A 22143-nucleotide genomic window follows, 5' to 3' on the forward strand; every position below is an offset into this window, starting at 1 on the left:
GCGCTCCTCTCGTGGTTACAGCCGACCGATCGCGGCCGTCGCCCTGCTCGCTCCGCTTCTGCTGTGTGCCCTTGTCTGGAGCTCCTCTCGCCTTCCCCCGAACGGGGAACCGGCGCGCTCTACCTTCCGACGCCGTGCGCCACTGCCCCCGCGACGACGCTCGCTGCACCGACGGGGCCGGACGGCCGGGTCTGCGTGCCGACGCCCCTCCCCGAGCCGTCCGAATCGGCCCCCGCCGCGCAACAGGAGGAGAACGCACGGCAGGGCACGGGCTCGACGGGGATCGCTTCCGATCAGCCGGAGGTCGCACCGAGTGCCACCGCTTCGGCGACACCGAGCTCCGCTCCGAGCACCGCGGCTCAGCCGCGCAACGACTGGGAGGCGTTCTCAGCGGGATGGACGGCGGCGGTCGACGCCTGGTTGACACCGGTCCTCGCTCCGATCGTCGGCGCAGTCGTCTTCCTCCTCGTCTGCCTGTTCGTCGCCCGTCTGCTCGTCTACCTGCCGATGAATCCGTGGGGACGGATCGGGTTCCGCAGGAACGCCGTCCTCCTCGCGGCGGGCGTCGCAGCGCTCCTTCTCGCCGCGATCGGCTTCGTGCTCATCGTCGGCGCCCTCGGTGCGGACGGTGCTCGGGCTCTCGTCTCGAGCAGCCGGGGGACGACCCCGTGCCTGCGGTGCGACTGGTACTCCTCCCCGTACTGCTCGCGCTGTGGGGGAGCCTCGCCCTCTCGAGGGTCGCCGCCTCGCGACTGCGAGTCGCTGTCGTGATCGGGCCGGCCTCCGATGCCGCGACCGGGTCGCAGGCGCCGGAGGCTCAGATCGGGTCGGCGGCCGAGGACGTGCCGGCGACAGGGGCCGGAAGCGGCCAGGAGGGCGGGCAGTCGACCACCGCCGCGACTGCGGCAGGTCCGCGAGGGGCTGCTCCGTCTCCGCGAGCGGCCCTCCGCCCCTGACCTGTCGAAGAGCCAGTCGGAGGTCGCGAAGCGTTTCGCGGCGGGAGTCAGGACGCTCTGCAGAAGTGATGCCGGATCGATCGAGCTCCCGGCTCCCGGCGACAGCGTCGAAGCACTCGTGCGTCGAGCGATCGAGGATCTTCCCGTCACAGGAGTGCCGATCGCCGGAAAGCTCGCCGTGCCGGCGAGGCTCGTCGGGGCGGCGAAGGCCGCGATCCTGTGGTTCTCGGCCCTGACGCCGTGGGTCGTCACCGTGACAGTCGTCAGCGACGACGTGCATCTGACGGTGCGCCGCAACGGGCGGGTGATCCTCGACGAGTCGATGGACGACAGCGAGTGGGAGCTTCCGCTGGCTCGGACCGGGGAGGAACGGGAGCGCGACAGGATCCTTCTCGCGGCGGCCTCCTTCGTCATCGCCGCAGCTCGAGCGCATCCCGGCTTCGGGTCACTCGCCGGGGCGTCGGACGCGCACGCCCTGGCGTTGCACTCCATCGCCACGACACGTTTCCGATACGACCGCGAGTCGGCCCTTCGGCTGCTGACGCTGGCCAGGGAGCGCGATCCAGGGAATCTCGCCGTCGAAGTGGCACTGCAGCGGACCCGATTCCGTCTGGCGGGCGACCGTGCCGCCATCCACGCGTACCGGGACTGGTTGTGGGAGTTCGACGAGCAGCGCCGATTCGATTTCCACGGCTCCGGGCGCGCGGTCGTCGATCTGCGCTGTCGTGTACTCGCGACCTATCTCGCTCTCGCCAGAAACGGAGGGGAATCGCCCGAGCGCTACGAGACGGCTCTCAAACGACTGCACTCGCTCGTCTTCCTCCGAGGCGCCTTCCTGAGGTGGCCGTTCCGCCGACGCGCGAGCCGTGCGCTGCGGGAGGGGATCCGTGCGGAGCTCGCAGTCAGTGCAGCGGTGACCCTCGCGGAGCAGGACCCGGCCGAGACGGCGGACTCCCGCCGCCACCCACGCCTTCTCGATGGCGGCTGGAACATCGGTGGTACTCGCTCCCGGAGCGACCCTCTGGGAGTGCGTCTGCCTCGCGAAGGCGGGTGGGGCACCTGAGCCGCAGAGGAGGTGGTGCACCTGCGACCCCGCTTCCCGACCGAGGGTGAGCCTCGTGTCGGCGACCGCGGTGACCTGTGAGTCGGGCGTGCTCGGCTTTATCCCCCGAGGCGCCGTCGGACCGCGACTCTCCCTGCCCGAGGGGACCCAGATCCGGGTGGAGCCGGGTACGCGCCTCTCGACGGTCCCCGCCGGAACGATCGTGATGACCCCGAGCGGTCGGCGGGTGATCTACTCGGGGACACTCGTCGTCGCCTCCGCGTCCGTCGTCTGCTCCGGCAGGACGCCCGTCCGACCGCGCACGGCGGGGGCCCACCTCGTCGCTCGAGTCTGGGACACGGCCGTCGCAGACCTACTGCTCGGCACCCGGTGGCGGGATCGCTGGCTCCGTCGCGCCATGGCGCACTCCGATCCGCCGATCGCGTACAGCGCGGCGTGCATGCTGTCGCGAGGCGGCTCGATCTCTCCGAGAGCGATCGAGCTCTTCCGGACCGCCTGCGAGCAGTCGGCGATCCGCGCATGGATCCCGCACGACCCGGAGCTCGATATTCCCGCGGGCCGCTCACCCGCCCGTGAACCCGTCCTCGAGTGGCGGGACGTCCTGGTCGTGTCACGCCACTACGGGTGGAGGTGGCGTTCTGATCCGGTCATCGACGAACTCAGTCGTCGCCTCGGTCTGATCGAGGGCCGCGAACCGTGGGAGGGCCTGCCGCCGGAGTCGGAGCAGGAGGTCGCCCTCATCGCGTCCTCCGAGAGGGTCCGGAAGGAGCGCGAGAGGATCGGCAAGGAGAGGAAGTCGTTCGCCGACCTGATCGACAGAGCCGACAGCGCGCGCGGCCCGATCGATCTCGCTTCGCCGTCGCCTTCTCGGCGCGATCTCGCTCTGCGCACACGTCTCGTCCGGCTGCTCCTCCTCGCAGGCATCCGGTCCAGGGAAGACGTCACGCCTCGGCGCCTCTCCATGCTCGAGGACGCCATCGAGCGAGTCGTCCGCGACGTTCTCGTCAAGACGGCCCCCGATGTCCACGGGCCTCAGGCGCCACTGGATCAGCGCCTCGCCCTCGATCGGACGAACGACTGGCTCCGATCCCTCGCGCCTGACGAGTCCGAGGAGCGTGAGGCCGCTGAGGGAGTCCCCCGATCGACCTCGGGATCCCGCACCTCGCGATCCCGCACCTCGCGCACCCGCGCTCGGCGTACTCGCGGTGGGTGGAGAGGAGTCAGACGACGATCGTCCCTGTAGCCCTCTTCTGTCCTCTCCGGGTCGGCCGCGGAGCGAGTTCCGCTTGCACCCCTGTCCGCATCAGGGCACTGTCGTCCCAGGGCCCGCCGAGCACTGGAGACCGATGGACGACGAGAATCTGCTCGCAGCACTGCACCGCGGTCGTCCGGGCACTCTGGCCGAGGCGGCCGAGCTCACCCACCTCGATCCGTCCGAGGTGGCGGCGGGGCCGAGCGGCTCCGCGGCCGAGGGCTGCTGGCGGGCGAGGGCGAGCTGCTCTCCTACGTCCCGCCGGCCGAGTGGGCCGGCCTGCGGATCGCGCAGCACACGGCGGCGGCCCGCCGCGCCACCCGGGAGTCGACCGACGGCATCGAGGGCATCGTGGCCGAGCTGCAGGGCCTGCTCGGAGCCTGGTCGGTCGGCGAGGTGTCCGGCGACCTCGTGCCCACCCTCCTGCGCCACGGACCGCACGCCTCCGAGGACCTCTGGTTCGATCTCGTCCGCCGCGACTCCGGAACCCTCATCGCGGTCCTGCCGGATGTCGAGCGCTTCCTCGATCCGCCGACCGAGCGGGCGCTGCGCTTCGGACGCGCACTGGCCGCTAAGGACCGCGTGCGGGTCATCATCCCGTCCGAGGGGATCCGCGACCCGCGCGTGCTCGCCCGGATCGAGGCGTACCAGCAGGCGGGCGTGGAGTACCGGCTGCTCGAGACCCCGCCCAGCTGGTTCTGGGTCGACGGCGAGTACCTGGCGGTGCCGTTCGAGTGGGGCGAGACCCGGCCGACGAGCGTGCTGGGCCTGCGGCATCCCGCCCTCGCCGGGCTGGTCGGCTCGTACTTCGAGGAGCTCTGGCGGCAGGCCGTCCCGGTGGACGCCGTCGAGGAGCACTGGACCCCGCTCCTGCGCCTGATGCGCACGGGCATCACCCTCGAGACCGCGTCCTACCGGCTCGGCATCAATCCGCGCACCGGCCGTCGTCGGGTCGCCGCCGCCATGGAGCACCACGGGGTCTCCACCCTGTTCGCGCTCGGGGCGGCCTGGGCGGTCGACTACCGCTCAGCGGGGGCCGAGTCGGGCACCTGACGCGGTGCGCGCCCGCTCGTCGTGGGCGGGGCCGGCGGCCCGGCGCTCCCGTCCGTCCGGTAGGATCGGGTCATGGCCAGGGGGACGCGCTCGCACCGCACGCAGGCCTACCTCCAGGAGCACCCCTGGGCGCTGTCGCTCGTCAGCGCCGTCTTCGTGCTCGCGATCGTGGTCCTGGCGGCCGACGCCGGCTGGGACCTCCAGGCAGACATCGGCGGTTCGCGCCGCCACGCCCCGCTGTGGTTCGTGCTCCTGCTCGGTCTGCCGCTGTTCGGCGCCGGAGTGGTGATGGGAGTCGTGCAGCAGGTCCGGCTCCTGATCCACCGGTCCGCGGCGCCGGCCGCGCCGGGAGCCGACGGCACGCCGAGCGATGATCGGCGGCGCCTCGCAGCGAGGGACCGGGGTGGCTGAGCCGGCGGGGCGAGGTCGGGGACGACGACCCCCCGAGCGCTGCATGAGCGACCGGCGCGCCGGTGCGCCGACCCCGGCCGCCGTGGCCGTGCTGCGCATCTCCCTGGCACTCGTCGTCCTCGGGGTCCTCGGCTACGCGTACGGCCTCCGCCTCGCCGCCGGTGACGGCGCCCCGCTCGACTACTTCGGCTACTTCACGAATCAGACGAGCGCCCTCTTCGCCGTCGTGCTCCTCGCGTCCGGCGCGATCGCGATCGCCGGGCAGCGCCCGTCGGCGGCGTTCGATCTCGTCCGGGGCATCGCGACGGCGTCGTTGATCGTGGTCGGCGCGATCTACAACACCCTCGTCCCGGGCACCGGATCCGCCCCGACCTGGGTCAGCGTGCTCCTGCACGTCGTGCTCCCGCTGCTCGCGGTCCTCGACTGGGCGCTGGTCGCCGACCGCCGCCGGCTGCGCTGGTCCGCCCTGCCCGTCGTCCTGGTCCACCCGCTCGTGTGGCTCGTCGTCGTCCTGATCCGCGGACGCACGGACGGCTGGGTCCCCTACGGCTTCCTGCTTCCCGCGAACGGCGCGCCGTCCCTCGTCCTCCACGTCGTCGGCCTCTCCGCCGCCGTGCTCGCGGCAGGAGCGGCGGTGTGGGCGCTCAGCCGTCGTGGCTTCCGCCCAGCAGCTCGTCCACGCGGGTGACGGGCAGCCCGAACGACTCCGCGACCGCCGCGTTCACCACGTGCCCCTCGTGGATGCTGAGGCCCTTCGCCAGGGACGGGTCGGCCGACAGCGCCCCCTCCCATCCGCGGTCGGCCAGAGCCACGACGTAGGGGAGCGTCGCGTTCGTGAGGGCGCGCGTCGAGGTCTCGGGAACTGCACCGGGCATGTTCGCCACGCAGTAGTAGACGCTGTCGTGCACCGCGAAGACGGGATCGTCGTGCGTGGTCGGCCGCGAGCCCTCGAAGCAGCCGCCCTGGTCGATCGCGATGTCGACCAGCACGGAGCCCGCCTTCATGGTGGCGACCATCTCGTCCGTCACGAGCTTCCGAGCGCGTGCCCCCGGGATCAGGACGGAGCCGACGACCAGATCGGCCTCGGCGACCTGGGCGGCGATCTCGTAGGTCGACGACGCCCGGGTCTGCACCGCGCCGCCGAACCGGTTCTCGAGCTCGCGCAGGCGGGGGAGCGACAGGTCGACGACGGTGACGTCCGCGCCCATCCCGAGGGCGTTGGCCGCGGCGTGCTCTCCGGCGACTCCTCCGCCGATCACCACGACCTTCGCCTTGGGTGTGCCGGGCACTCCGCCCAGGAGCGTGCCGCGCCCTCCGGTCGGGCTCATCAGGTGGTACGCCCCGACGGTGATCGAGAGGCGCCCCGCGACCTCGCTCATCGGCGAGAGCAGCGGCAGCCGGCGATCGGGGAGCTGCACCGTCTCGTAGGCGATCGCGGTGGTGCCGGAGGCGAGCAGCGCGTCGGTGCAGTCGCGCGACGCCGCCAGGTGCAGGTAGGTGAAGAGCACCTGCCCCGAGCGCATCCGCGGGTACTCCGCCGCGATCGGCTCCTTGACCTTCAGGATCAGGTCCGCCTCGCCCCAGACCTCGTCGGCGTCCGCGGCGAGCCGGGCTCCGGCGGCGGTGAAGTCCTCGTCGCGGAGGTGCGAGCCCAGGCCCGCGCCGGACTGCACGAGCACGTCGTGCCCGCGCCGGACGAGCTCGTGGACGCCGGCGGGCGTCGCGGCGACGCGGCTCTCGTTGTTCTTGATCTCGCTGGGGATCCCGATGCGCATGACGGCTCCTCGACTCGCGGGCGCCCGAGGTGCGGCGCCCGGCACTGGGCGGTGGACGCCGATCCTGCGCCGACGTCGGTCCTATCGTGCGAAGATCGTGTTCCGAACAGATGACGTTCCGCAGGATCGTCGATGATCGCCGCCAGATCCGCAGGATCAGCGGTGCGAGAACAGGTGGGGCGGATGAGACCGAAGGATCTGCACGACCTCGGCGATCTCGACCCGGTCGATCGCACGCTGGTCCGGCTGCTGCGCGCGGATGCCCGGACGCCCAACAGCCGCCTCGCCGAGCAGGCCGGCATCGCGGCGTCCACGTGCGTCTCGCGGGTGCGCTCGCTCCTGGACCGCGGCATCATCACGGGCTTCACCGCCGAGCTCGACCCGGCCGCGCTCGGACTCGCACTGCAGGCCCTGATCAGCGTCAGCATCCGCGTCGGTCAGCGCCAGGCGATCACGCGGTTCGCCGATGAGATTCCGGGCGCTGCCCGAGGTCGTCCAGCTCTTCTTCCTCGGCGGCTCCGAGGACTTCATCATCCACGTCGCGGTCCGCGACTCGAACGATGTGCGCGACTTCGTGGTGTCGAACCTGTCGGCGCACCCGGCGGTGGCGTCGACCCGTACGAGCATCGTGTTCGACCACCACCGCAAGGGCCCGGCGGTCCCGGAGTAGCGCGGCCGGCGAGCGGTCAGTGCGCTCCGGGGTTCATCTCGCCGTCGCTGCGCTGGTCCAGCCCGGGGATCCGCTTCGCGAGCCCGGCGATGCTCTCCTCCGGGATCTCGATGCGCGTGTCGCGCAGCCGCTGGCGCAGCAGTGCCTCCGGGTCCTCGTCGGGCCGCAGCTGGAGGTCTCCGGCGACCTGGAGCAGGATCCCCTGCACCTTCTCGTCCTGGACCGCGTCGTCGCTGCCGTGCTGGATCGGGTGGTCCTGGGATGCGTTCGTCATGCCTCCATGCTTCCACCCCGCGCAGGGCTCGGCGAGCACTTGCGGACGCCGCCGCGCGGCAGGATGGAGTCATGCCGTTCACCCGCGCCGAGCTCGCCTCTGTTCCGCGACCGCACCGTCGAGGACCTGCTGGGGCCCCGCGTCCGGCTCCTGTTCGTCGGCATCAACCCCGGGCTCTGGACGGCGGCGACGGGCGCGCACTTCGCCCATCCCGGCAACCGCTTCTACCCGGCGCTGCTCGCGGCAGGGATCCTCGAGCGGCCGATGCGCGTGTCGGAGGGGATGAGCGAGGACGACCGCCGCCTCCTGATCGAGCGCGGCGTCGGCATCACGAATCTCGGCCTCCCGCGCCACCGCGCGAGCCGACGAGCTGACGGCGGCCGAGCTCCGCGCCGGAGCGGACCGACTGGTCGCCACGGTCGAGCGCGTCCGCCCGTCGGTCGTGGCGATGGTCGGGATCACCGCCTACCGCGCCGCGTTCGGCCGCCGCACCGCGAAGCAGGGCCGTCAGGAGGAGGGCATCGCGGGAGTCCCGCTCTGGGTGCTCCCCAACCCGAGCGGTTCGAACGCGCACGACACCACGGCCACGCTCGGCCGCGCGTACCGCGAGCCGGCCCTCGCCGCCGGGGTCGTGCCGCCGGAGGTCGAGGAGGCCGATATCGTCCTGAACGGCGCCGTCGAGGAATAGTCCTCGTCGCCGGGAGGTTGCAGAAGTCCATGAGTACGCATGAAGTGAAGTTCGGGGTCGACACGTTCGGCGACGTCACCCGCGGCGCCGACGGCGCCCTGCTCCCGCACGGCCAGGTGCTGCGCGACGTCGTCGAGGAGGGCGTCCACGCGGACGCCGTCGGCATCGACTTCTTCGGCATCGGCGAGCACCACCGCGCCGACTTCGCGGTCAGCGCGCCCGACGTGGTCCTCGCCGCGATCGCGGGGCGGACCGAGCGCATCCACCTCGGCTCCGCGGTCACGGTCCTCTCCTCCGACGACCCCGTGCGGGTCTACCAGCGCTTCGCGACGCTCGACGGCCTCTCCGGCGGCCGCGCCGAGGTCATCCTCGGCCGCGGCTCCTTCACCGAGTCCTTCCCGCTCTTCGGTCTCGACCTCTCCCAGTACGAACTCCTCTTCGAGGAGAAGCTGGAGCTGTTCCACGCGCTCGTCGAGGGCGGTCCGGTCACCTGGGAGGGTCGCACCCGCGCCGCGCTCACCCAGCAGAGCGTCTATCCGTCCGTCGAGAGCGGACGGCGCCTGCGCACCTGGATCGGCGTGGGCGGCAGCCCGGAGTCGGTGGTGCGCGCGGCGCGCTTCGGCTTCCCGCTCGTGCTCGCGATCATCGGCGGATCGCCCGCGCGGTTCCGCCCCTACGTCGATCTGTTCGGCCGTGCGCTCGACCAGCTCGAGCAGCCCCGGCTCCCGGTCGCCGTGCACTCGCCGGGCTTCGTCGCCGACACCGACGAGGAGGCGCGCGAGCTCTACTTCCCGCACTACAAGGGCATGGCCGACGCCATCGGCCGCGAGCGCGGCTGGTCCCCGCTCACCCCCGAGCGCTTCGCGGAGGAAGCGGGCCCCGACGGCGCCCTGCACGTGGGATCGCCCGAGACCGTGGCCCGCAAGATCGCGAACACGATCGGCGCCCTGGGCATCGACCGCTTCGACCTCAAGTACAGCGCGGGCACCCTCCCGCACGCCGCGATCATGCACAACCTCGAGCTCTACGGCACCCGCGTGATCCCGATGGTGCGCGAGATGCTCGCCGAGGGCTGAGCAGCCGCTCGCGGCGCGTTCCGAGCGGGTGCGGTGCGGGCTCCCATCGGGCACCCGGCCCCCGCCGATATGCTCGAGGACCCGGTGCCCGCACCGCCCCCGACCCCTCCGGAAGACCATGCCCGACAGCCACGCCGCCCGCACGCCCTACGAGGTCCTCGGCGTCCCCGCGACCGCGTCCGACGACGAGCTGAGGAAGGCGTACCGCCGCCTGCTCCGCGAGACCCACCCGGACACGGGCGGGGACGCCGCCTCGTTCCACGCCGTCCAGCTCGCCTGGGAGCGGATCGGCAGCGCCTCCGCGCGGAGCGACTACGACCGCGGAGCTCCGGCTCCGGGGCGCAGTCGCCGCAGTCGCCCTACACCGGCTCGCCTCGCCCGCAGACGGCCTCGGCCGTCCGGGCCCGCTCCTACGGCCACCCGGGCGGAGCGGCGCGCGAGTACTACCTGCGCCTCGTGCGCGAGTGGCTCGGCCGCGGTGTCGACGTCGACGATCCGTTCGATCCCGCGATCGTCCGCTCGGCCCCGCGCGAGGTGCGCAGCTGGCTGGCCAAGGCGCAGGCCGAGGAGGCGACCGCGTCCCTCGTCGCCTCCCTCGGCATCGCGTACACGGTCTGGAACGACGTCGCCGTCGGCGACGGCGGGCTCAAGGTCGACCACGTCGTGCTCGGACCGTCGGGCCTTCTCGCCCTCACCTCGGCGGACTGGGGCGATCCCGTCCGCTTGCGCAAGGGCGAGCTCGAGGGCCCGGGCATCCGGGAGGACGAGAAGCCGATCGCGTCGCTGTCCAAGGCGGCGCGCCGCCTCGGCCGCGAGCTCGGAGTCCGCTTCTCCGCGAGCGTCGTGGTGGTGCCGGACGACGGGCTCGAGCAGCCCTACGAGCAGGTCGAGCGCGGCCGCCACCAGGGCGCCGTGGTGATCCGGCGCTCGCTCCTGCCGCAGTTGCTGCGCTCGGGAACCGACGATCGGCTCGGCGGCTACGGCGAGTCGTTCGAGGTCCGCACCCGCGTGCAGAACCGCGTCCGCTTCGTCTGACGCGGCGCTAGCCGCCTCCGCCGACCCGTGCAAGGGGTTAGCACGCGCCGGGGTCGCCGCGCACGATGGGACGGTGCCCGCGGGCACGCCCCACGAGCGGAACGAGGAGCGACCATGGTGCGATTCGGATACACCCTGATGACGGAGCAGAGCGGACCCAAGCAGCTGGTCGGCTACGCGGTCGACGCCGAGCGGCACGGCTTCGAGTTCGCGGTCTCGAGCGACCACTACTCGCCGTGGCTGACCGAGCAGGGCCACGCCTCCTACGCCTGGACGATGCTCGGCGCGGTCGCGCAGGCCACCTCGACCATCGACCTCACGACCTACGTCACCGCCCCGACGATCCGCTACCACCCCGCGGTCGTCGCGCAGAAGGCGGCGACCCTCGCGATCCTCTCCGACGACCGCTTCACCCTGGGCCTGGGCTCGGGGGAGAACCTCAACGAGCACGTGGTCGGCGAGGGCTGGCCCGCGGTCTCGGTCCGCCAGGACATGCTCGAGGAGGCGGTGCACATCATCCGCGCGCTGCACACCGGCGAGCTGGTCACCTGGGAGGGCGAGTACTTCCGCGTCGACTCGGCGCGGATCTGGGACCTGCCCGACCGGCCCGTCGAGATCGGCCTCGCCGTCTCGGGCGAGAAGTCGATCGAGCGCTTCGCCCCGCTGGGCGACCACCTCATCACCACCGAGCCCGACGCCGAGCTGATCTCGCAGTGGACCGCGGTCCGCGGAGCCGACGCCGCGCCCTCGCGCACCATCGGCCAGATCCCGATCTGCTGGGCGCCGGACAAGGAGCAGGGCATCGCCCTCGCGCACGAGCAGTTCCGCTGGTTCGCCGGCGGCTGGTCCGTGAACGCCGACCTCCCGACCCCGGCGGGCTTCTCCGGAGCGTCGAAGTTCGTCCGTCCCGAGGACGTCGCCGAGCAGATCGCCTGCGGCCCCGACCTCGACGAGCTCGCCGAGAGCTTCGTCCCCTACATCGAGGCGGGCTTCACCGACATCGCCCTGGTCCAGGTCGGGGACGAGCTCCAGCAGCGCTTCCTCGACGAGGCGGCCGACGGCCTCCTCGAGCGGCTGCGGGCCCTCGCGCCGTGACCATCAGAAGCCGCGCAGGCGCTCGATCTCGCGGCGGTCGCGCTTCGTCGGCCGCCCGGCGCCCCGGTCGCGCTCGATGATCGCGGGCGCCGATTCGCGCGGCGGGGGCGGCGGAGTGAGATCCTCCGCGCACTCCGCGGCGATCGGCGCGCCGACGCGCTTCACGATCAGCCCGCGCACGATCAGGCGCCGGTCGAATCCGGCGATGCGCGCGCGGACCTCGTCGCCGACCTTCACGGTCTGCGCCGCCTTCGCACGCTCGCCGTTCACGCGGATGTGGCCCGCGCGAGCCGCCGACGTGGCGGCCGAGCGCGTCTTGTACACGCGGACCGCCCACAGCCAGGCGTCCACGCGCACGGCGCCGGTGACCGGGATCTGCATCCCACCAGTCTACGAACCCGAGCACGACGCGGTCCTCCCGGACCGCCCGACAAGGAGAACCTCATGAGCACCGACGGACCGAACACCGGATCGAACCCCAACGGCAGCACCTACACCGGCCAGGAGGACGCTCCCGTCGCGGAGGGCACCGCGACGAGCACCGCGGCGGGCACCTCGGCCGACGTGGGGATGAGCACGACGAGCGCCCGCTCCTCCGAGGGCGGCACCGGCGTCCCCACCCGCGGCGCGCCCCCGCACAGCGGTCTGCCGTCCGAGCTGCGCGACACGCCCTTCGAGCACGCCGGAGGCACGTTCTCCCTCGTCCCGTCTGGACACGAGGAGTGGCAGGTCCGCCACCCCGACGGCCGCGCCGTCGGCACGCTGGCCGTCATCTCGCACGCGGGGGAGGAGTCGGAGGCCGTGTTCGTCTCCAGCCGTCTCGGATCCGAGGACGCCGTCGCCGAGGGCACCGACTGGCGCGGCCTGGTCTCGGCCGTCATCAACGACGAGGCCGCTGATCAGCGCGAGGGCGTCGATCTCGATCCCGCCGCCGTGCGCGTGCGCGGAGGCATGATCAGCCGCACGACGACGGACGTCACCGACCTCTCCTGAGCGCTCGGCCCCGGATCGACCGCGTCGTCAGCGGGTGAGCAGCGCCGCGTTGATCCTGGCCGACAGGGCAGGATCAACGCGGCGCTCCCGACCGTCGACGGCGCGGATCGGAGCGGCGTTGCGCGCGCTCGAGACCAGCCAGGCGGCGTCGGCGGCCTCCAGGTCCTCCTCGCGCAGCGCGCGGTGGGCGCCGTCCAGCCCCAGTCCCGGCGCCAGTGCGAAGAGATCCGCCTGCGTCGTCCCGGGCAGGAGCCCGAGGCTCGGCGGCGGAGTCAGCAGCACGCCGTCCGAGAGCAGCACGAGGTTCGACGTCGGACCCTCCAGCAGGAAGCCGTCGCTCGAGACGAACAGGGCGTCGTCGGCTCCGCGGCGCGCCGCCTCGCGGGCGGCCGCGCGGTTCACCGCGTACGACAGCGTCTTCGCCCCCGCGAGCAGCCAGGGCGACGTCTCGCGCACGTCGGAGCGGAGCCCGCGGTCCAGCAGCACGATGCGCACCCCTCCCGCCTCGCCGAGGTGAAGTCCGGGCTCGTCTGCACGAAGACGACGCCCGTGGGGCGACCGGCGCCCTCGAGGCCGCGAGTCAGGATCGTCTTCACCATCGCCTCCGGCACCGGTGGGTGCGCGGCGACCGCGGTCCGGATCGCGAGGAGCCACGCCTCGCGGTCCGGGGCGACCAGCTCCAGCATCCGCGCCGAGCTCGCGAAGCGGTCGAGGTGGGCGTCGAGCGCCTGCAGCCGGCCGTCGACCAGGTTGATCGTCTCGAAGACCCCGTCGCCCCGGGTGAAGCCGAGGTCGGTGACGTCGATGCCGCCCACTCCGCTCGGGTCCACGACGACCGGGGAGGGGAGTCCGCGGGCCGGCGCCTCGGCGGACGGGCGATCGAGCAGGACGAGGGTCTCAGCGGGCATGGGCGGTGCGGTCCTTCCGGGCGGTGCTGCGGGGGAGGGGCGGGGCAGGAGCACGATCACCAGCAGGGCGCCCAGGAGCGAGCCGAGCCCGTTCGACACGAGATCGCGGACGTCGGCGACGCGCGACGGCAGCCAGAGCAGCTGGATCGTCTCGACGAGCACCGAGACGCCGAGCCCCGTCAGCGCGGCGAGGAGACGGCTGCGCGGCGGAAGCTGCGCGGCGAGCAGGGCGCCCAGCGGCACGAGCATCAGCACATTGGCGGTGAACTCGGCGACGTCGTAGTCGAACCACGCGGTCAGCGGAGTGGACCCGAGGAACGCGATGATCGAGCGCACGAGCTCGGACGGCTCACCGGCCGGGTAGGGGGCCGGCGTCAGCGTGATCAGCGCGATCACGCCGATCCAGAGCACGGTCGCGAGGCGGAGGACTCCCGAGCGGCGCATCGTCCGATTCTGCCAGTCACGCGGCGTCCCGCCGTCCGGCTCGCCCGGCGCGGTGTGCCAGGCTGGAGGGCATGACCGGCAACGACAGCGGCGGCGACGCCGCCCTTCCGCGCCACCCCTTCGACGCGTCGCTCGGCGACGGCTGGGTCGAGATCGGGGACGGGCGCCGGTTCTGGGGCCGCTTCGGCGCCGCCGGACTGCTGCTGCGCGATCCCGACGGCCGCATCCTCCTGCAGCACCGCGTCGCGTGGAGCCACTTCGGCGGCACCTGGGGCCTGCCCGGCGGCGCACGGCACCCGGAGGAGAGCGCCTTCGAGGCGGCCCTGCGGGAGTCGGCCGAGGAGGCGGGCGTCCCGGTCGCGATCGTCGTGCCCGACGCCGCGAGCGTCGTGACCATCGGGCCGTGGAGCTACACGACGGTCCTCGCGCACGCGCTCGAGCACTTCGAGCCCGTGATCACCGACGCCGAGAGCACCGAGCTGCGCTGGGTCGCTCCGGACGACGTGGACTCGCTCCCGCTGCATCCGGGCTTCGGCGCCTCCTGGAGCGGGCTCCGCGACCTCGATGCAGCTCTGCCGGTGCTCGTCGTCGATGCCGCGAACGTCGTCGGCTCCCGGCCCGACGGCTGGTGGCGCGACCGCGCCGGAGCGGCCGAGCGGCTCCTTCTCGGCCTCGCCCGGCTGAGCGTCGACGGACTGCCCGGAGCCGTGCTCGGCGTCGACGCCGACCGGGTCTGGCCGCTGATCGCGGTCGTGCTCGAGGGAGCCGCGCGGGACGCCGGTTCCGGCGCGGCCCTCGCTGCGTCCGCGCCGGGCCGCCTCCGCATCGAGTCGGCCGAGGGGTCCGGCGACGACGCGATCGTCGCCCTGGTCGCGGGTCTGCACGCCCCCGCCCGCGTCGTCACCGCCGACCGGGGACTCGTCGCCCGCATCGAGGCGCTCGGAGCGAGCGCCGTCGGGCCCCGCGCCCTGCTCGACCGCCTCGCCGCGGAGGACCAGGCGGGCCACCGGGAATAGCCGCGCTCCGTCGGGGGTTGGATCCGGCATGGCTACGACTGCGATGACCCTCGACTCCCACGACGAGACCGTCTCCGACGGCATCGTCCTCATCGACTTCTGGGCGGCCTGGTGCGGCCCGTGCCGCCAGTTCGCCCCGGTCTTCGAGGCGTCGAGCGACAAGAACTCCGACATCGTCTTCGCGAAGGTCGACACGGAGGATCAGCAGCAGCTCGCCGCGAGCTACGGCATCTCCTCCATCCCGACCCTCGTCGTCTACCGCGACGGCATCCCGCTGATGGCGCAGCCCGGCGCCCTCCCCGCTCCCGCGCTCGACAACCTGATCGAGCAGGTCCGCGGCCTCGACATGGTCGAGGTGCGCCGCCAGTACGACGAGGCGAAGGCCGCTCAGGCGGCGGCCGGCCCCGAGCAGTTCGCCGACGGCGCCCAGATCTGATCGGGCCCGATCCGATGCCGACCGCCATCGGCTGATCTCCAGCACGAACGACGGAACCCCCGCCGACCGGATGGTCGCGGGGGTTCCGTCGTTCGAGGGACTCGATCAGCCCGTGTTCTGCAGGCCGGCGGCGACGCCGTTGACGGCCAGCAGCAGCAGGCGCTGATTCTGCTCGGTGCCGGATCCGCCCGGGTCCGTGCGCAGCGCGCGGAGGGCGCGCAGCTGCAGGAGCGACAGCGCGTTGACGTAGGGCGTGCGCAGGCGCACGGCGCGGCCCAGCACCCGGTGCCCGGTGAGCAGGCTCTCCTCGCCCGTGATCGAGAGCACCCAGCGACGGGTGCGCTCCATCTCGTCGAGCACGAGGCCCGCGAGGTCCTCCCGGGAGTCGAGGGCCAGATAGCGGCGGGCGATGCCCTCGTCGGTCTTGGCGAGCGACATCTCGACGTTGTCGATCATCGTGGTGAACAGCGGCCACGACGCGTACGCCGACCGCAGCAGCTCCAGGTCGCCGACCGCCTCGAGGGCGCTGCCGAGACCGAACCAGCCGGTGAGGTTCACCCGCGCCTGGGTCCAGGCGAACACCCACGGGATCGCCCGCAGGTCCTCGAGCGACTCGACCGAGAGACCGCGGCGGGCGGGGCGCGAGCCCAGTGCGAGCAGGCCGACCTCCTCCTGCGGAGTCACCCGGGCGAACCACGGCGCGAAGCCGTCCGCCTTCACGAGCTCGAAGAAGCGCTTGCGCGACTCGCGGTCCATGGTCGCCGCGACGTCGCGGAAGCGGTCGGCCGCCTCGGCGTTGCGGTCGCCCACCGAGGGGGAGGAGGCGAGGAGCGTCGCCCCCGCCACCTGCTCGATGTGCCGCGTCGCGATGTCCGGGTTGCCGTAGCGCGCGAAAATCACCTCTCCCTGCTCGGTCAGCTTGAAGCGGCCGTCGACGGATCCCGGGGCTGGGCCAGCACGGCGCGGTTGGCGGGTCCGCCGCCGCGGCCCAGCGCTCCTCCTCGGCCGTGGAACAGCGTGAGCACGATGCCCTCGTCCTCTGCCCACTGCGCGATGCGCGCCTGGGCGTCGTAGAGCGCGAGGGTCGCCGAGACCGGTCCGACGTCCTTCGACGAGTCGGAGTAGCCGAGCATGACCTCGAGGCGGTTCCCGGTCTCGTCGAGGCGCCTGCGCACCTGCGGCAGCCGGATCATCTCGGCGAGGATGTCCGTCGACGCGTCCAGGTCGGCGAAGGTCTCGAAGAGCGGGACGGCGTCGATGATCGGCGGGTGCCCCTCCGTCGCCGCCTCGGCCAGCTCGAACACGGTCCGCAGGTCGTCCGAGGACTGCGTGAACGAGACGATGTAGCGCCGCGCGGCGTCCACGCCGAAGCGCTCCTGCACCGTGGCGATCGCGCGGAAGACGGCGAGCACCTCCTCGCTGCGCTCGTCGAGCTCGCCTCCGGCCTCGATGGCCGCGATCGTCTCGCGGTGCACCTTCGAGTGCTGGCGCACCTCGATCTCGGCGAGGTGGAAGCCGAAGGTCTCGACCTGCCAGATCATGTTCTGCAGGTCGCCGTACGCCGAGCGGGCGTCGCCGGCCGCCACGAGCGACTCCTGCAGGGTGCGCAGGTCGCTCATCAGGTCGGCGGCGGCGGAGTAGGCGAGAGGGCCGCCGGAGCGCGTCGCGGCGAGTCGCTCCGCTGCGAAGAGCAGCACGCGGCGGTGGGTCTCGTTGGGGGAGCGGTCGGCGATGTCGGCCGCGAGCTCGGGCGCGCGGTCGGTGCAGGCCGACCAGAGGGCGAGGACCGCGTCCGAGGGCGGAGTGGTCGCGGCATCGAGGGTCAGAGCACGGCCCACGCGGCGTGCGACCCGCTCGAGGCCCATCAGCACGTGCTCGGAGGCGATGCCGACGGCCTCCAGGGTCGTCTCGGCGGTCACGAACGGGTTGCCGTCGCGGTCGCCGCCGATCCAGGTGCCGAGCCGCACGAACGCCGGGGCGATCGGGGCGCGGGTGCCGGAGGCCTCGCCGAGGAGCGCGTCGTCCAGGCGGCGGTAGACGCGGGGGAGGACCGAGAAGAGCGACTCGTCGAAGACGCTCATGGCCGTGCGCACCTCGTCCAGCGGCGAGGGCTTCGACTCGCGCAGCGGGGCGGTGCGCCACAGGGTGTCGACGTCGGCCAGCAGACGGCGGCGGTTCTCGAGCAGCACCACGCCGCCCGTGCGCGGGTCGTCGCGCTGCTCGAGCAGCGCGCTGATCCGGCGGATGGTCGAGGCGACCGCGCGACGGCGGGCCTCGGTGGGGTGCGCGGTGAGCACCGGGCGGAACTCGAGGCGCGAGAGGCGGTCGAACGCCTCCTCCTCGCCGAGCTCGGCCGTGAGGGTGGCGATCGACGCGGTGATCGAGTCCTCCGGCGACTGCGCGCCGGCGTCCGCCTCGCGCTGGCGGAGCACGCGGACGCGGTGGAACTCCTCCGCCACGTTCACGAGGTGGAAGTAGCATGTGAAGGCGCGAGCCACCTCCTCGGCCCGCTCGGCCGAGAGCGACGCGACGAACGCCTCCGCGTCGGCCAGGTCCTCGGGTCTACCGCTGTCGTACGCGCTGATCGTCAGCGCGCGCAGGCGCTCCACGTCGGTGTACAGGGACGGGTCCCCGGACTCGCGGAGCACCTGGCCGAGGAGCTCGCCTGGCAGGTGGACGTCCGCACGGATGCGGTCGTCCAGGGGCGGCGCGACGGTGCCGTCGGCGGAGGAGGGGCGGGTGCTGCGGTCGCGGCTGGCGCGTCGGAGATCGGAGGCACGTGAGAGACATTAGCGGCGGTGCGTATCCGGGAGATGACGCCCCGGTCCCGTTTCGGAATGGAATGATCGAAGGTGTGACCGCGACACCCGCACCCTCAGCGCCCGCCGTCCAGACCGAGCAGGCCGCGCCCCACGTCGTCGTGCTCTTCGGTGCGGTCGGCGATCTGGCCCGGCGCAAGCTCATCCCGGGCATGGCGCACCTCGCGCTGTCCTCCCTCGCGCCGGACGTCCGGATCGTCGGGACCTCCCTCGAGGAGCACGACGACGAGTCGTTCCGCGCCTTCGCGAAGCTGGCCTACGACGAGTTCGGCAGCCGCTCGCTGACCCGCGCCCAGTGGGACGAGTTCGCGTCGAAGCTCTGCTACGTCCCGCAGTCGGCGGGTCCGGCGGCTCTCGCCGAGGCCGTGACGTCGGCCGAGAAGGAGCTGGGCCCGGACGTCAGCCGGCTGCACTACCTCAGCGTGCCGCCCAAGGCCGCGCTGTCCGTCGTCCGGATGCTCGCCGAGGCAGGCCTCGTCGAGCGCTCCCGCATCATCATGGAGAAGCCCTTCGGCGTCGACCTCGAGAGCGCCGTCGTCCTCAACGCCGAGCTGCACGAGACGTTCGACGAGGAGCAGATCTTCCGGATCGACCACTTCCTGGGCAAGGAGCCGGCGCAGAACATCCTCGCGTTCCGCTTCGCCAACGGCCTCTTCGAGCCGATCTGGAACCGCAACTTCATCGACCACGTCCAGATCGACATCCCCGAGAAGCTGACTCTGGACCGGCGCGCCGAGTTCTACGAGTCGACCGGCGCCTACAAGGACATGGTCGTCACCCACCTCTTCCAGGTGCTCGCGTTCATGGCGATGGAGCCGCCCACCGCGCTCGAGCCGCAGGCCATCAGCGAGGAGAAGAACAAGGTCTTCCGCTCGATGCGCCCGCTGAACCCCGAGAACGTCGTGCGCGGCCAGTACATCGGCTACCGCGAGGAGCCGGGGGTGGCGCCCGACTCCGAGACCGACACCTTCGTGGCGCTCAAGTGCGAGATCGACAACTGGCGCTGGGCGGGAGTGCCGTTCTACCTCCGCACCGGCAAGCGCATGGCCGAGGGCCAGCGCATCATCTCGATCGCGTTCCGCGAGCCCCCGAAGAGCATGTTCCCTGCAGGGCTCCGGAGTCGGCGCCCACGGGCCGGACCACCTCACGTTCGACCTCGCCGACGCCTCCAAGGTCTCGCTGTCCTTCTACGGCAAGCGCCCGGGCCCCGGCATGCGCCTGGACAAGCTCAGCATGCAGTTCGCGCTGCAGGAGACCGATCGCGCGGGAGACGCCCTCGAGGCCTACGAGCGCCTGATCCTCGACGCGATGCGCGGGGATCACACCCTCTTCACGACCGCCGAGGGCATCGAACGGCTGTGGGAGGTGTCGGCCCTGCTCCAGGACCCGCCGCCCGTGCGCCTGTACGCGCCCGGCTCCTGGGGCCCCAATGCGATCCACCAGCTGATCGCGCCGCACGCCTGGCGCCTGCCGTTCGAGCGGGTCTGGCGCGACAAGCGCTGACCGCGCGCCGGGAGCCCGCCCGTAGGCTGGGCGCATGGCGCGCACGGGGGAGGACCGGATCTGGACGGTGCCGAACGTCCTGAGCATGGTCCGCCTCGCCCTGGTGCCGGTCTTCCTCGTCCTCGTGATCGAGGGGGAGGACGCGCTGGCGCTGCTCACCCTCGTGGTCTCGAGCCTCACCGACTACCTCGACGGCTGGATAGCGCGCCGCTTCGACCAGATGACGCGCCTCGGGCGGGTCCTCGATCCGGCCGCCGACCGCCTCTACATCTTCGCGACCGTGCTCGGCCTGGCCTTCCGCGAGCTCGTGCCGTGGTGGCTGGTCGCGGTGCTGGTGGCCCGCGATCTGATGCTCGTCGTCCTCGCCGTGATCCTGGCCAACACGGGGTACGGGCCGCTGCCCGTGCACCACCTGGGCAAGTTCGCCACCTTCTGCCTGTTCTACGCGCTGCCGCTGATCATGCTCGGGCAGGCGTTCCCGGCCCTCGCCCCGGCCTCGCTGCCGATCGCGTGGGCCTTCGCGCTGTGGGGCGCGTTCCTCTACTGGTGGGCCGGTGTCGTCTACGCCGTGCAGACCGCCGGGCTCGTCCGGGGGGTGCGCGACGAGAACTCCGGGTCCGGCGCCCGCCCGGATTCCGATACGCTGAACGGATAGGAGGTACGTCTTGGCCGAGCCCGTGCGTGGAGCATCATCCACCGAACCGCTGAAGTCCGAGTCCGTCGAGCCCTCGACCGACACGACGCTCACGTTCACCGACGACATCGGTGCGCAGCTCGCTGCGCTCGACAACCGCGCCTCCCGCGAGGAGGCCGAGGCGGTGCGCGCGCTCCCCTCAGGATCCGCCCTGCTGGTGGTCCGCCGCGGTCCCAACACCGGAGCGCGCTTCCTCCTCGACACCGATTCGACCACCGTCGGCCGCCACCCCGACGCGGGCATCTTCCTCGACGACGTCACCGTCTCGCGCCGCCACGCGGAGTTCGTCCGTCGAGGCACCGGCTTCGAGGTCCGCGACCTCGGCTCGCTCAACGGCACCTACTTCGACGGCGTGCGCATCGAATCCGCACTCCTCACCGACGGCTCCGAGGTGCAGGTCGGCAAGTTCCGACTCACCTTCTACGCGTCCCGCGCCGACCTCGTCGCCGCTCCGGACGCGTAGACCGTGGGGCGATCCACCGCCCGGCGCTCGCGTCCGGTCCGGCCGCTCTGCTGAGCATCGGGCAGGTCCTGTCCCGGCTGACGACGGAGTTCCCGGACGTCACCCCGTCGAAGCTGCGCTTCCTCGAGGAGCAGGGACTCGTCTCGCCGGCCCGCACCGAGTCCGGCTACCGCAAGTTCTCCTCGGCCGACGTCGAGCGCCTGCGCATGATCCTGGCGCTCCAGCGCGACCACTACCTCCCGCTCAAGGTCATCCGGGGCTACCTGGACGACGTCGATGCGGGCCGCGAGCCTGTGCTCCCGAGCGGAGTGGGCGGCGGCCCCGCCCTCGCTCCTCGCTCCTGCCACGCGGCTCACCCGCGATCAGCTCGCACAGGAGGCCGGCGCGAGCACCGTCCTGCTCCAGGAGGCGATCGCCGCCGGCCTCGTGCGCGGCGGCGAGTTCTACGGCGAGGAGGCCGCGACGACCCTCAAGGCCCTCGTCGAGCTCGGCCGCTCGGGCATCGAGCCGCGCCACCTCCGTCCGCTGCGCGTGGCCGTGGAGCGCGAGATGTCGCTCATCGAGAGCGTCGTCGCGTCCAGTGCGCGCCGGGGCGACGCCTCCGGTTCGGCGGGAGCCGCCGAGAACGCGATGGGGCTCGCCGCGCAGCTAGGCACCATCCGCCAGGCGATGGTCCGCAGCGCCCTCACGCGGATCTCGCGCTCCTGATCCGACCGCCGCGACGACACGCCGCGGCCCGGGAGCCGATGTCGTTTACTCGGCACCCCCGGGTGAGTACCGTAGGGAGCGCGTTCGGACGATCCGGCGTTTCGGATCCGGAAGGCCACGGGATGAGAGAAGTCAGCCGCGACGTCAGCGGCCAGCGCGACCTCGTCCTGTTCACCGACGGACTGCCCGATCTCGACGCGCACGCGGGGTACCGCGGTGCCGTCGCGGCCCGTGCCGCGGGCATCACCTACCGCCAGCTCGACTACTGGGCGCGCACCGAGCTCGTCGAGCCGACGGTTCGGGGGGCCTCCGGCTCTGGCACGCAGCGCCTCTACGGCTTCCGCGACATCCTCGTGCTCAAGCTCGTGAAGCGACTCCTCGACACCGGCATCTCGCTCCAGCAGATCCGCACGGCCGTCAACCAGCTCCGCGAGTCCGGGGTCGACGACCTCGCTCAGACCACGCTGATGAGCGACGGGGCGAGCGTCTACCTCTGCACCTCCAATGACGAGGTCATCGACCTCCTCAGCCGCGGACAGGGCGTCTTCGGCATCGCCGTCGGCAAGGTGCTCCGCGAGGTCGAGTCCAGCCTCGTCGACCTCGGCGACCAGTCCGTCGATCCGACGGACGAGCTCGCCCAGCGCCGCGCATCCCGCAAGGTCGGCTGACCGCTCCGCACCGGTCACCTGCAGGCACCCGACTGCCCCTGCTGATCGAGTAGCCGCGCCGCGGGCGTATCGAGATCCACCACCGCCAGCAGCCACTGTCACCGCGCCGACCACCCCGCCCGACGACGACGGCGCCGCAGCCG

Annotated in this window: 23 protein-coding genes and 5 pseudogenes; 22 read left to right on the forward strand and 6 right to left on the reverse strand. The window is 72.5% G+C overall.

Annotation, left to right across the window (positions count from 1 at the left end):
• Positions 1-420 precede the first annotated feature (420 nt).
• The 6 genes from AC0CII_RS03420 to AC0CII_RS03445 all read left to right on the forward strand — a co-directional run bounded on the left by AC0CII_RS03420 (position 421) and on the right by AC0CII_RS03445 (position 5423).
• On the forward strand, positions 421-771 hold the full coding sequence (locus AC0CII_RS03420) for a hypothetical protein (RefSeq protein WP_465228684.1): 351 nt from the start codon (positions 421-423) through the stop codon (positions 769-771).
• A 339-nt stretch (positions 772-1110) separates the two neighbouring features.
• On the forward strand, positions 1111-2019 hold the full coding sequence (locus tag AC0CII_RS03425; RefSeq protein ID WP_465228685.1) for a hypothetical protein: 909 nt from the start codon (positions 1111-1113) through the stop codon (positions 2017-2019).
• A 70-nt stretch (positions 2020-2089) separates the two neighbouring features.
• A complete protein-coding gene (locus AC0CII_RS03430; protein WP_465228686.1) occupies positions 2090-3262 on the forward strand; it encodes a hypothetical protein in 1173 nt (390 codons plus the stop codon).
• Positions 3263-3622: 360 nt separating this feature from the next.
• Positions 3623-4324, forward strand: coding sequence for a hypothetical protein (locus tag AC0CII_RS03435; RefSeq protein ID WP_465228687.1), 702 nt, complete (start codon positions 3623-3625; stop codon positions 4322-4324).
• Between the two features lie 72 nt (positions 4325-4396).
• Positions 4397-4735: a hypothetical protein gene (locus AC0CII_RS03440; protein WP_465228688.1), complete on the forward strand. Its 339-nt coding sequence runs from the start codon at positions 4397-4399 to the stop codon at positions 4733-4735.
• A gap of 43 nt (positions 4736-4778) precedes the next feature.
• Complete coding sequence (locus tag AC0CII_RS03445) at positions 4779-5423, forward strand: Pr6Pr family membrane protein (RefSeq protein WP_465225988.1); 645 nt, start codon at positions 4779-4781, stop codon at positions 5421-5423.
• Here AC0CII_RS03445 and ald read toward each other — a convergent pair.
• Positions 5380-6510, reverse strand: coding sequence for an alanine dehydrogenase (gene ald / locus AC0CII_RS03450; protein WP_465228689.1), 1131 nt, complete (start codon positions 6508-6510; stop codon positions 5380-5382). The two genes, AC0CII_RS03445 and ald, sit on opposite strands and share 44 nt — an antisense overlap.
• Before the next feature lie 183 nt (positions 6511-6693).
• Between ald and AC0CII_RS03455 the strand changes: the two are divergent.
• A pseudogene (locus AC0CII_RS03455) lies at positions 6694-7180 on the forward strand (Lrp/AsnC family transcriptional regulator).
• A gap of 16 nt (positions 7181-7196) precedes the next feature.
• On the opposite strand, the gene AC0CII_RS03460 reads toward AC0CII_RS03455, so the two are convergent.
• Positions 7197-7454: a hypothetical protein gene (locus tag AC0CII_RS03460; protein WP_465225986.1), complete on the reverse strand. Its 258-nt coding sequence runs from the start codon at positions 7452-7454 to the stop codon at positions 7197-7199.
• Positions 7455-7517: 63 nt separating this feature from the next.
• Here AC0CII_RS03460 and AC0CII_RS03465 point away from each other — a divergent pair.
• From AC0CII_RS03465 to AC0CII_RS03490, 6 genes and pseudogenes are all read left to right on the forward strand, one after another.
• Positions 7518-7745 (forward strand): annotated as a pseudogene (locus AC0CII_RS03465) (uracil-DNA glycosylase family protein); the annotation flags it as partial.
• Between the two features lie 115 nt (positions 7746-7860).
• Entirely contained in the window at positions 7861-8142 is a 282-nt protein-coding gene (locus AC0CII_RS03470; RefSeq protein WP_465229029.1) for a uracil-DNA glycosylase family protein, read from the forward strand.
• Positions 8143-8171: 29 nt separating this feature from the next.
• Positions 8172-9218: an LLM class flavin-dependent oxidoreductase gene (locus tag AC0CII_RS03475; RefSeq protein WP_207406347.1), complete on the forward strand. Its 1047-nt coding sequence runs from the start codon at positions 8172-8174 to the stop codon at positions 9216-9218.
• Positions 9219-9336: 118 nt separating this feature from the next.
• Positions 9337-10137 (forward strand): J domain-containing protein, encoded by an 801-nt coding sequence (locus AC0CII_RS03480; RefSeq protein ID WP_465228690.1) that lies wholly within the window; start codon positions 9337-9339, stop codon positions 10135-10137.
• Complete coding sequence (locus AC0CII_RS03485; RefSeq protein ID WP_465228691.1) at positions 10131-10253, forward strand: hypothetical protein; 123 nt, start codon at positions 10131-10133, stop codon at positions 10251-10253. The genes AC0CII_RS03480 and AC0CII_RS03485 overlap by 7 nt, the downstream gene beginning before the upstream one ends.
• A gap of 114 nt (positions 10254-10367) precedes the next feature.
• Positions 10368-11348, forward strand: a complete 981-nt coding sequence (locus AC0CII_RS03490; protein WP_207406345.1) for a TIGR03557 family F420-dependent LLM class oxidoreductase — start codon at positions 10368-10370, stop codon at positions 11346-11348.
• 3 nt (positions 11349-11351) lie between these two features.
• Here AC0CII_RS03490 and AC0CII_RS03495 read toward each other — a convergent pair whose 3' ends face one another.
• A complete protein-coding gene (locus tag AC0CII_RS03495; protein WP_055794888.1) occupies positions 11352-11729 on the reverse strand; it encodes an RNA-binding S4 domain-containing protein in 378 nt (125 codons plus the stop codon).
• 63 nt (positions 11730-11792) lie between these two features.
• On the opposite strand from AC0CII_RS03495, the gene AC0CII_RS03500 reads away from it, so the two are divergent.
• Entirely contained in the window at positions 11793-12341 is a 549-nt protein-coding gene (locus AC0CII_RS03500; protein ID WP_465225983.1) for a hypothetical protein, read from the forward strand.
• Positions 12342-12368: 27 nt separating this feature from the next.
• Here AC0CII_RS03500 and AC0CII_RS03505 read toward each other — a convergent pair whose 3' ends face one another.
• On the reverse strand, positions 12369-12836 hold the full coding sequence (locus AC0CII_RS03505) for an aminotransferase class IV (RefSeq protein WP_465228692.1): 468 nt from the start codon (positions 12834-12836) through the stop codon (positions 12369-12371).
• The gene (locus AC0CII_RS03510) at positions 12740-13693 is read right to left on the reverse strand and encodes a VanZ family protein (protein WP_465228693.1); all 954 of its coding nucleotides are present in this window, start codon (positions 13691-13693) and stop codon (positions 12740-12742) included. Before AC0CII_RS03510 ends, AC0CII_RS03505 begins: the two co-directional genes overlap by 97 nt.
• A gap of 71 nt (positions 13694-13764) precedes the next feature.
• Between AC0CII_RS03510 and AC0CII_RS03515 the strand changes: the two genes are divergently transcribed.
• Both AC0CII_RS03515 and trxA read left to right on the forward strand, forming a co-directional pair.
• Positions 13765-14709 (forward strand): NUDIX domain-containing protein, encoded by a 945-nt coding sequence (locus tag AC0CII_RS03515; protein ID WP_465225980.1) that lies wholly within the window; start codon positions 13765-13767, stop codon positions 14707-14709.
• A gap of 43 nt (positions 14710-14752) precedes the next feature.
• A complete protein-coding gene (gene trxA, locus AC0CII_RS03520; protein WP_465228694.1) occupies positions 14753-15145 on the forward strand; it encodes a thioredoxin in 393 nt (130 codons plus the stop codon).
• A 105-nt stretch (positions 15146-15250) separates the two neighbouring features.
• Here the strand turns inward: trxA and AC0CII_RS03525 are convergent.
• Positions 15251-17847 (reverse strand): annotated as a pseudogene (locus AC0CII_RS03525) (phosphoenolpyruvate carboxylase).
• 269 nt (positions 17848-18116) lie between these two features.
• Here AC0CII_RS03525 and zwf point away from each other — a divergent pair.
• From zwf to AC0CII_RS03555, 6 genes and pseudogenes are all read left to right on the forward strand, one after another.
• Positions 18117-19467 (forward strand): annotated as a pseudogene (gene zwf / locus AC0CII_RS03530) (glucose-6-phosphate dehydrogenase).
• Positions 19468-19501: 34 nt separating this feature from the next.
• Complete coding sequence (locus tag AC0CII_RS03535) at positions 19502-20122, forward strand: CDP-alcohol phosphatidyltransferase family protein (RefSeq protein ID WP_465228695.1); 621 nt, start codon at positions 19502-19504, stop codon at positions 20120-20122.
• 49 nt (positions 20123-20171) lie between these two features.
• Positions 20172-20624, forward strand: a complete 453-nt coding sequence (locus AC0CII_RS03540) for an FHA domain-containing protein (RefSeq protein ID WP_242683311.1) — start codon at positions 20172-20174, stop codon at positions 20622-20624.
• A gap of 113 nt (positions 20625-20737) precedes the next feature.
• Positions 20738-20833, forward strand: a pseudogene (locus tag AC0CII_RS03545) (MerR family transcriptional regulator); the annotation flags it as partial.
• A gap of 67 nt (positions 20834-20900) precedes the next feature.
• Complete coding sequence (locus tag AC0CII_RS03550) at positions 20901-21332, forward strand: hypothetical protein (protein WP_465228696.1); 432 nt, start codon at positions 20901-20903, stop codon at positions 21330-21332.
• A gap of 122 nt (positions 21333-21454) precedes the next feature.
• A complete protein-coding gene (locus AC0CII_RS03555; protein ID WP_465225976.1) occupies positions 21455-22000 on the forward strand; it encodes a MerR family transcriptional regulator in 546 nt (181 codons plus the stop codon).
• Positions 22001-22143: the final 143 nt, after the last annotated feature.

Source organism: Rathayibacter sp. AC182 (assembly GCF_979253875.1).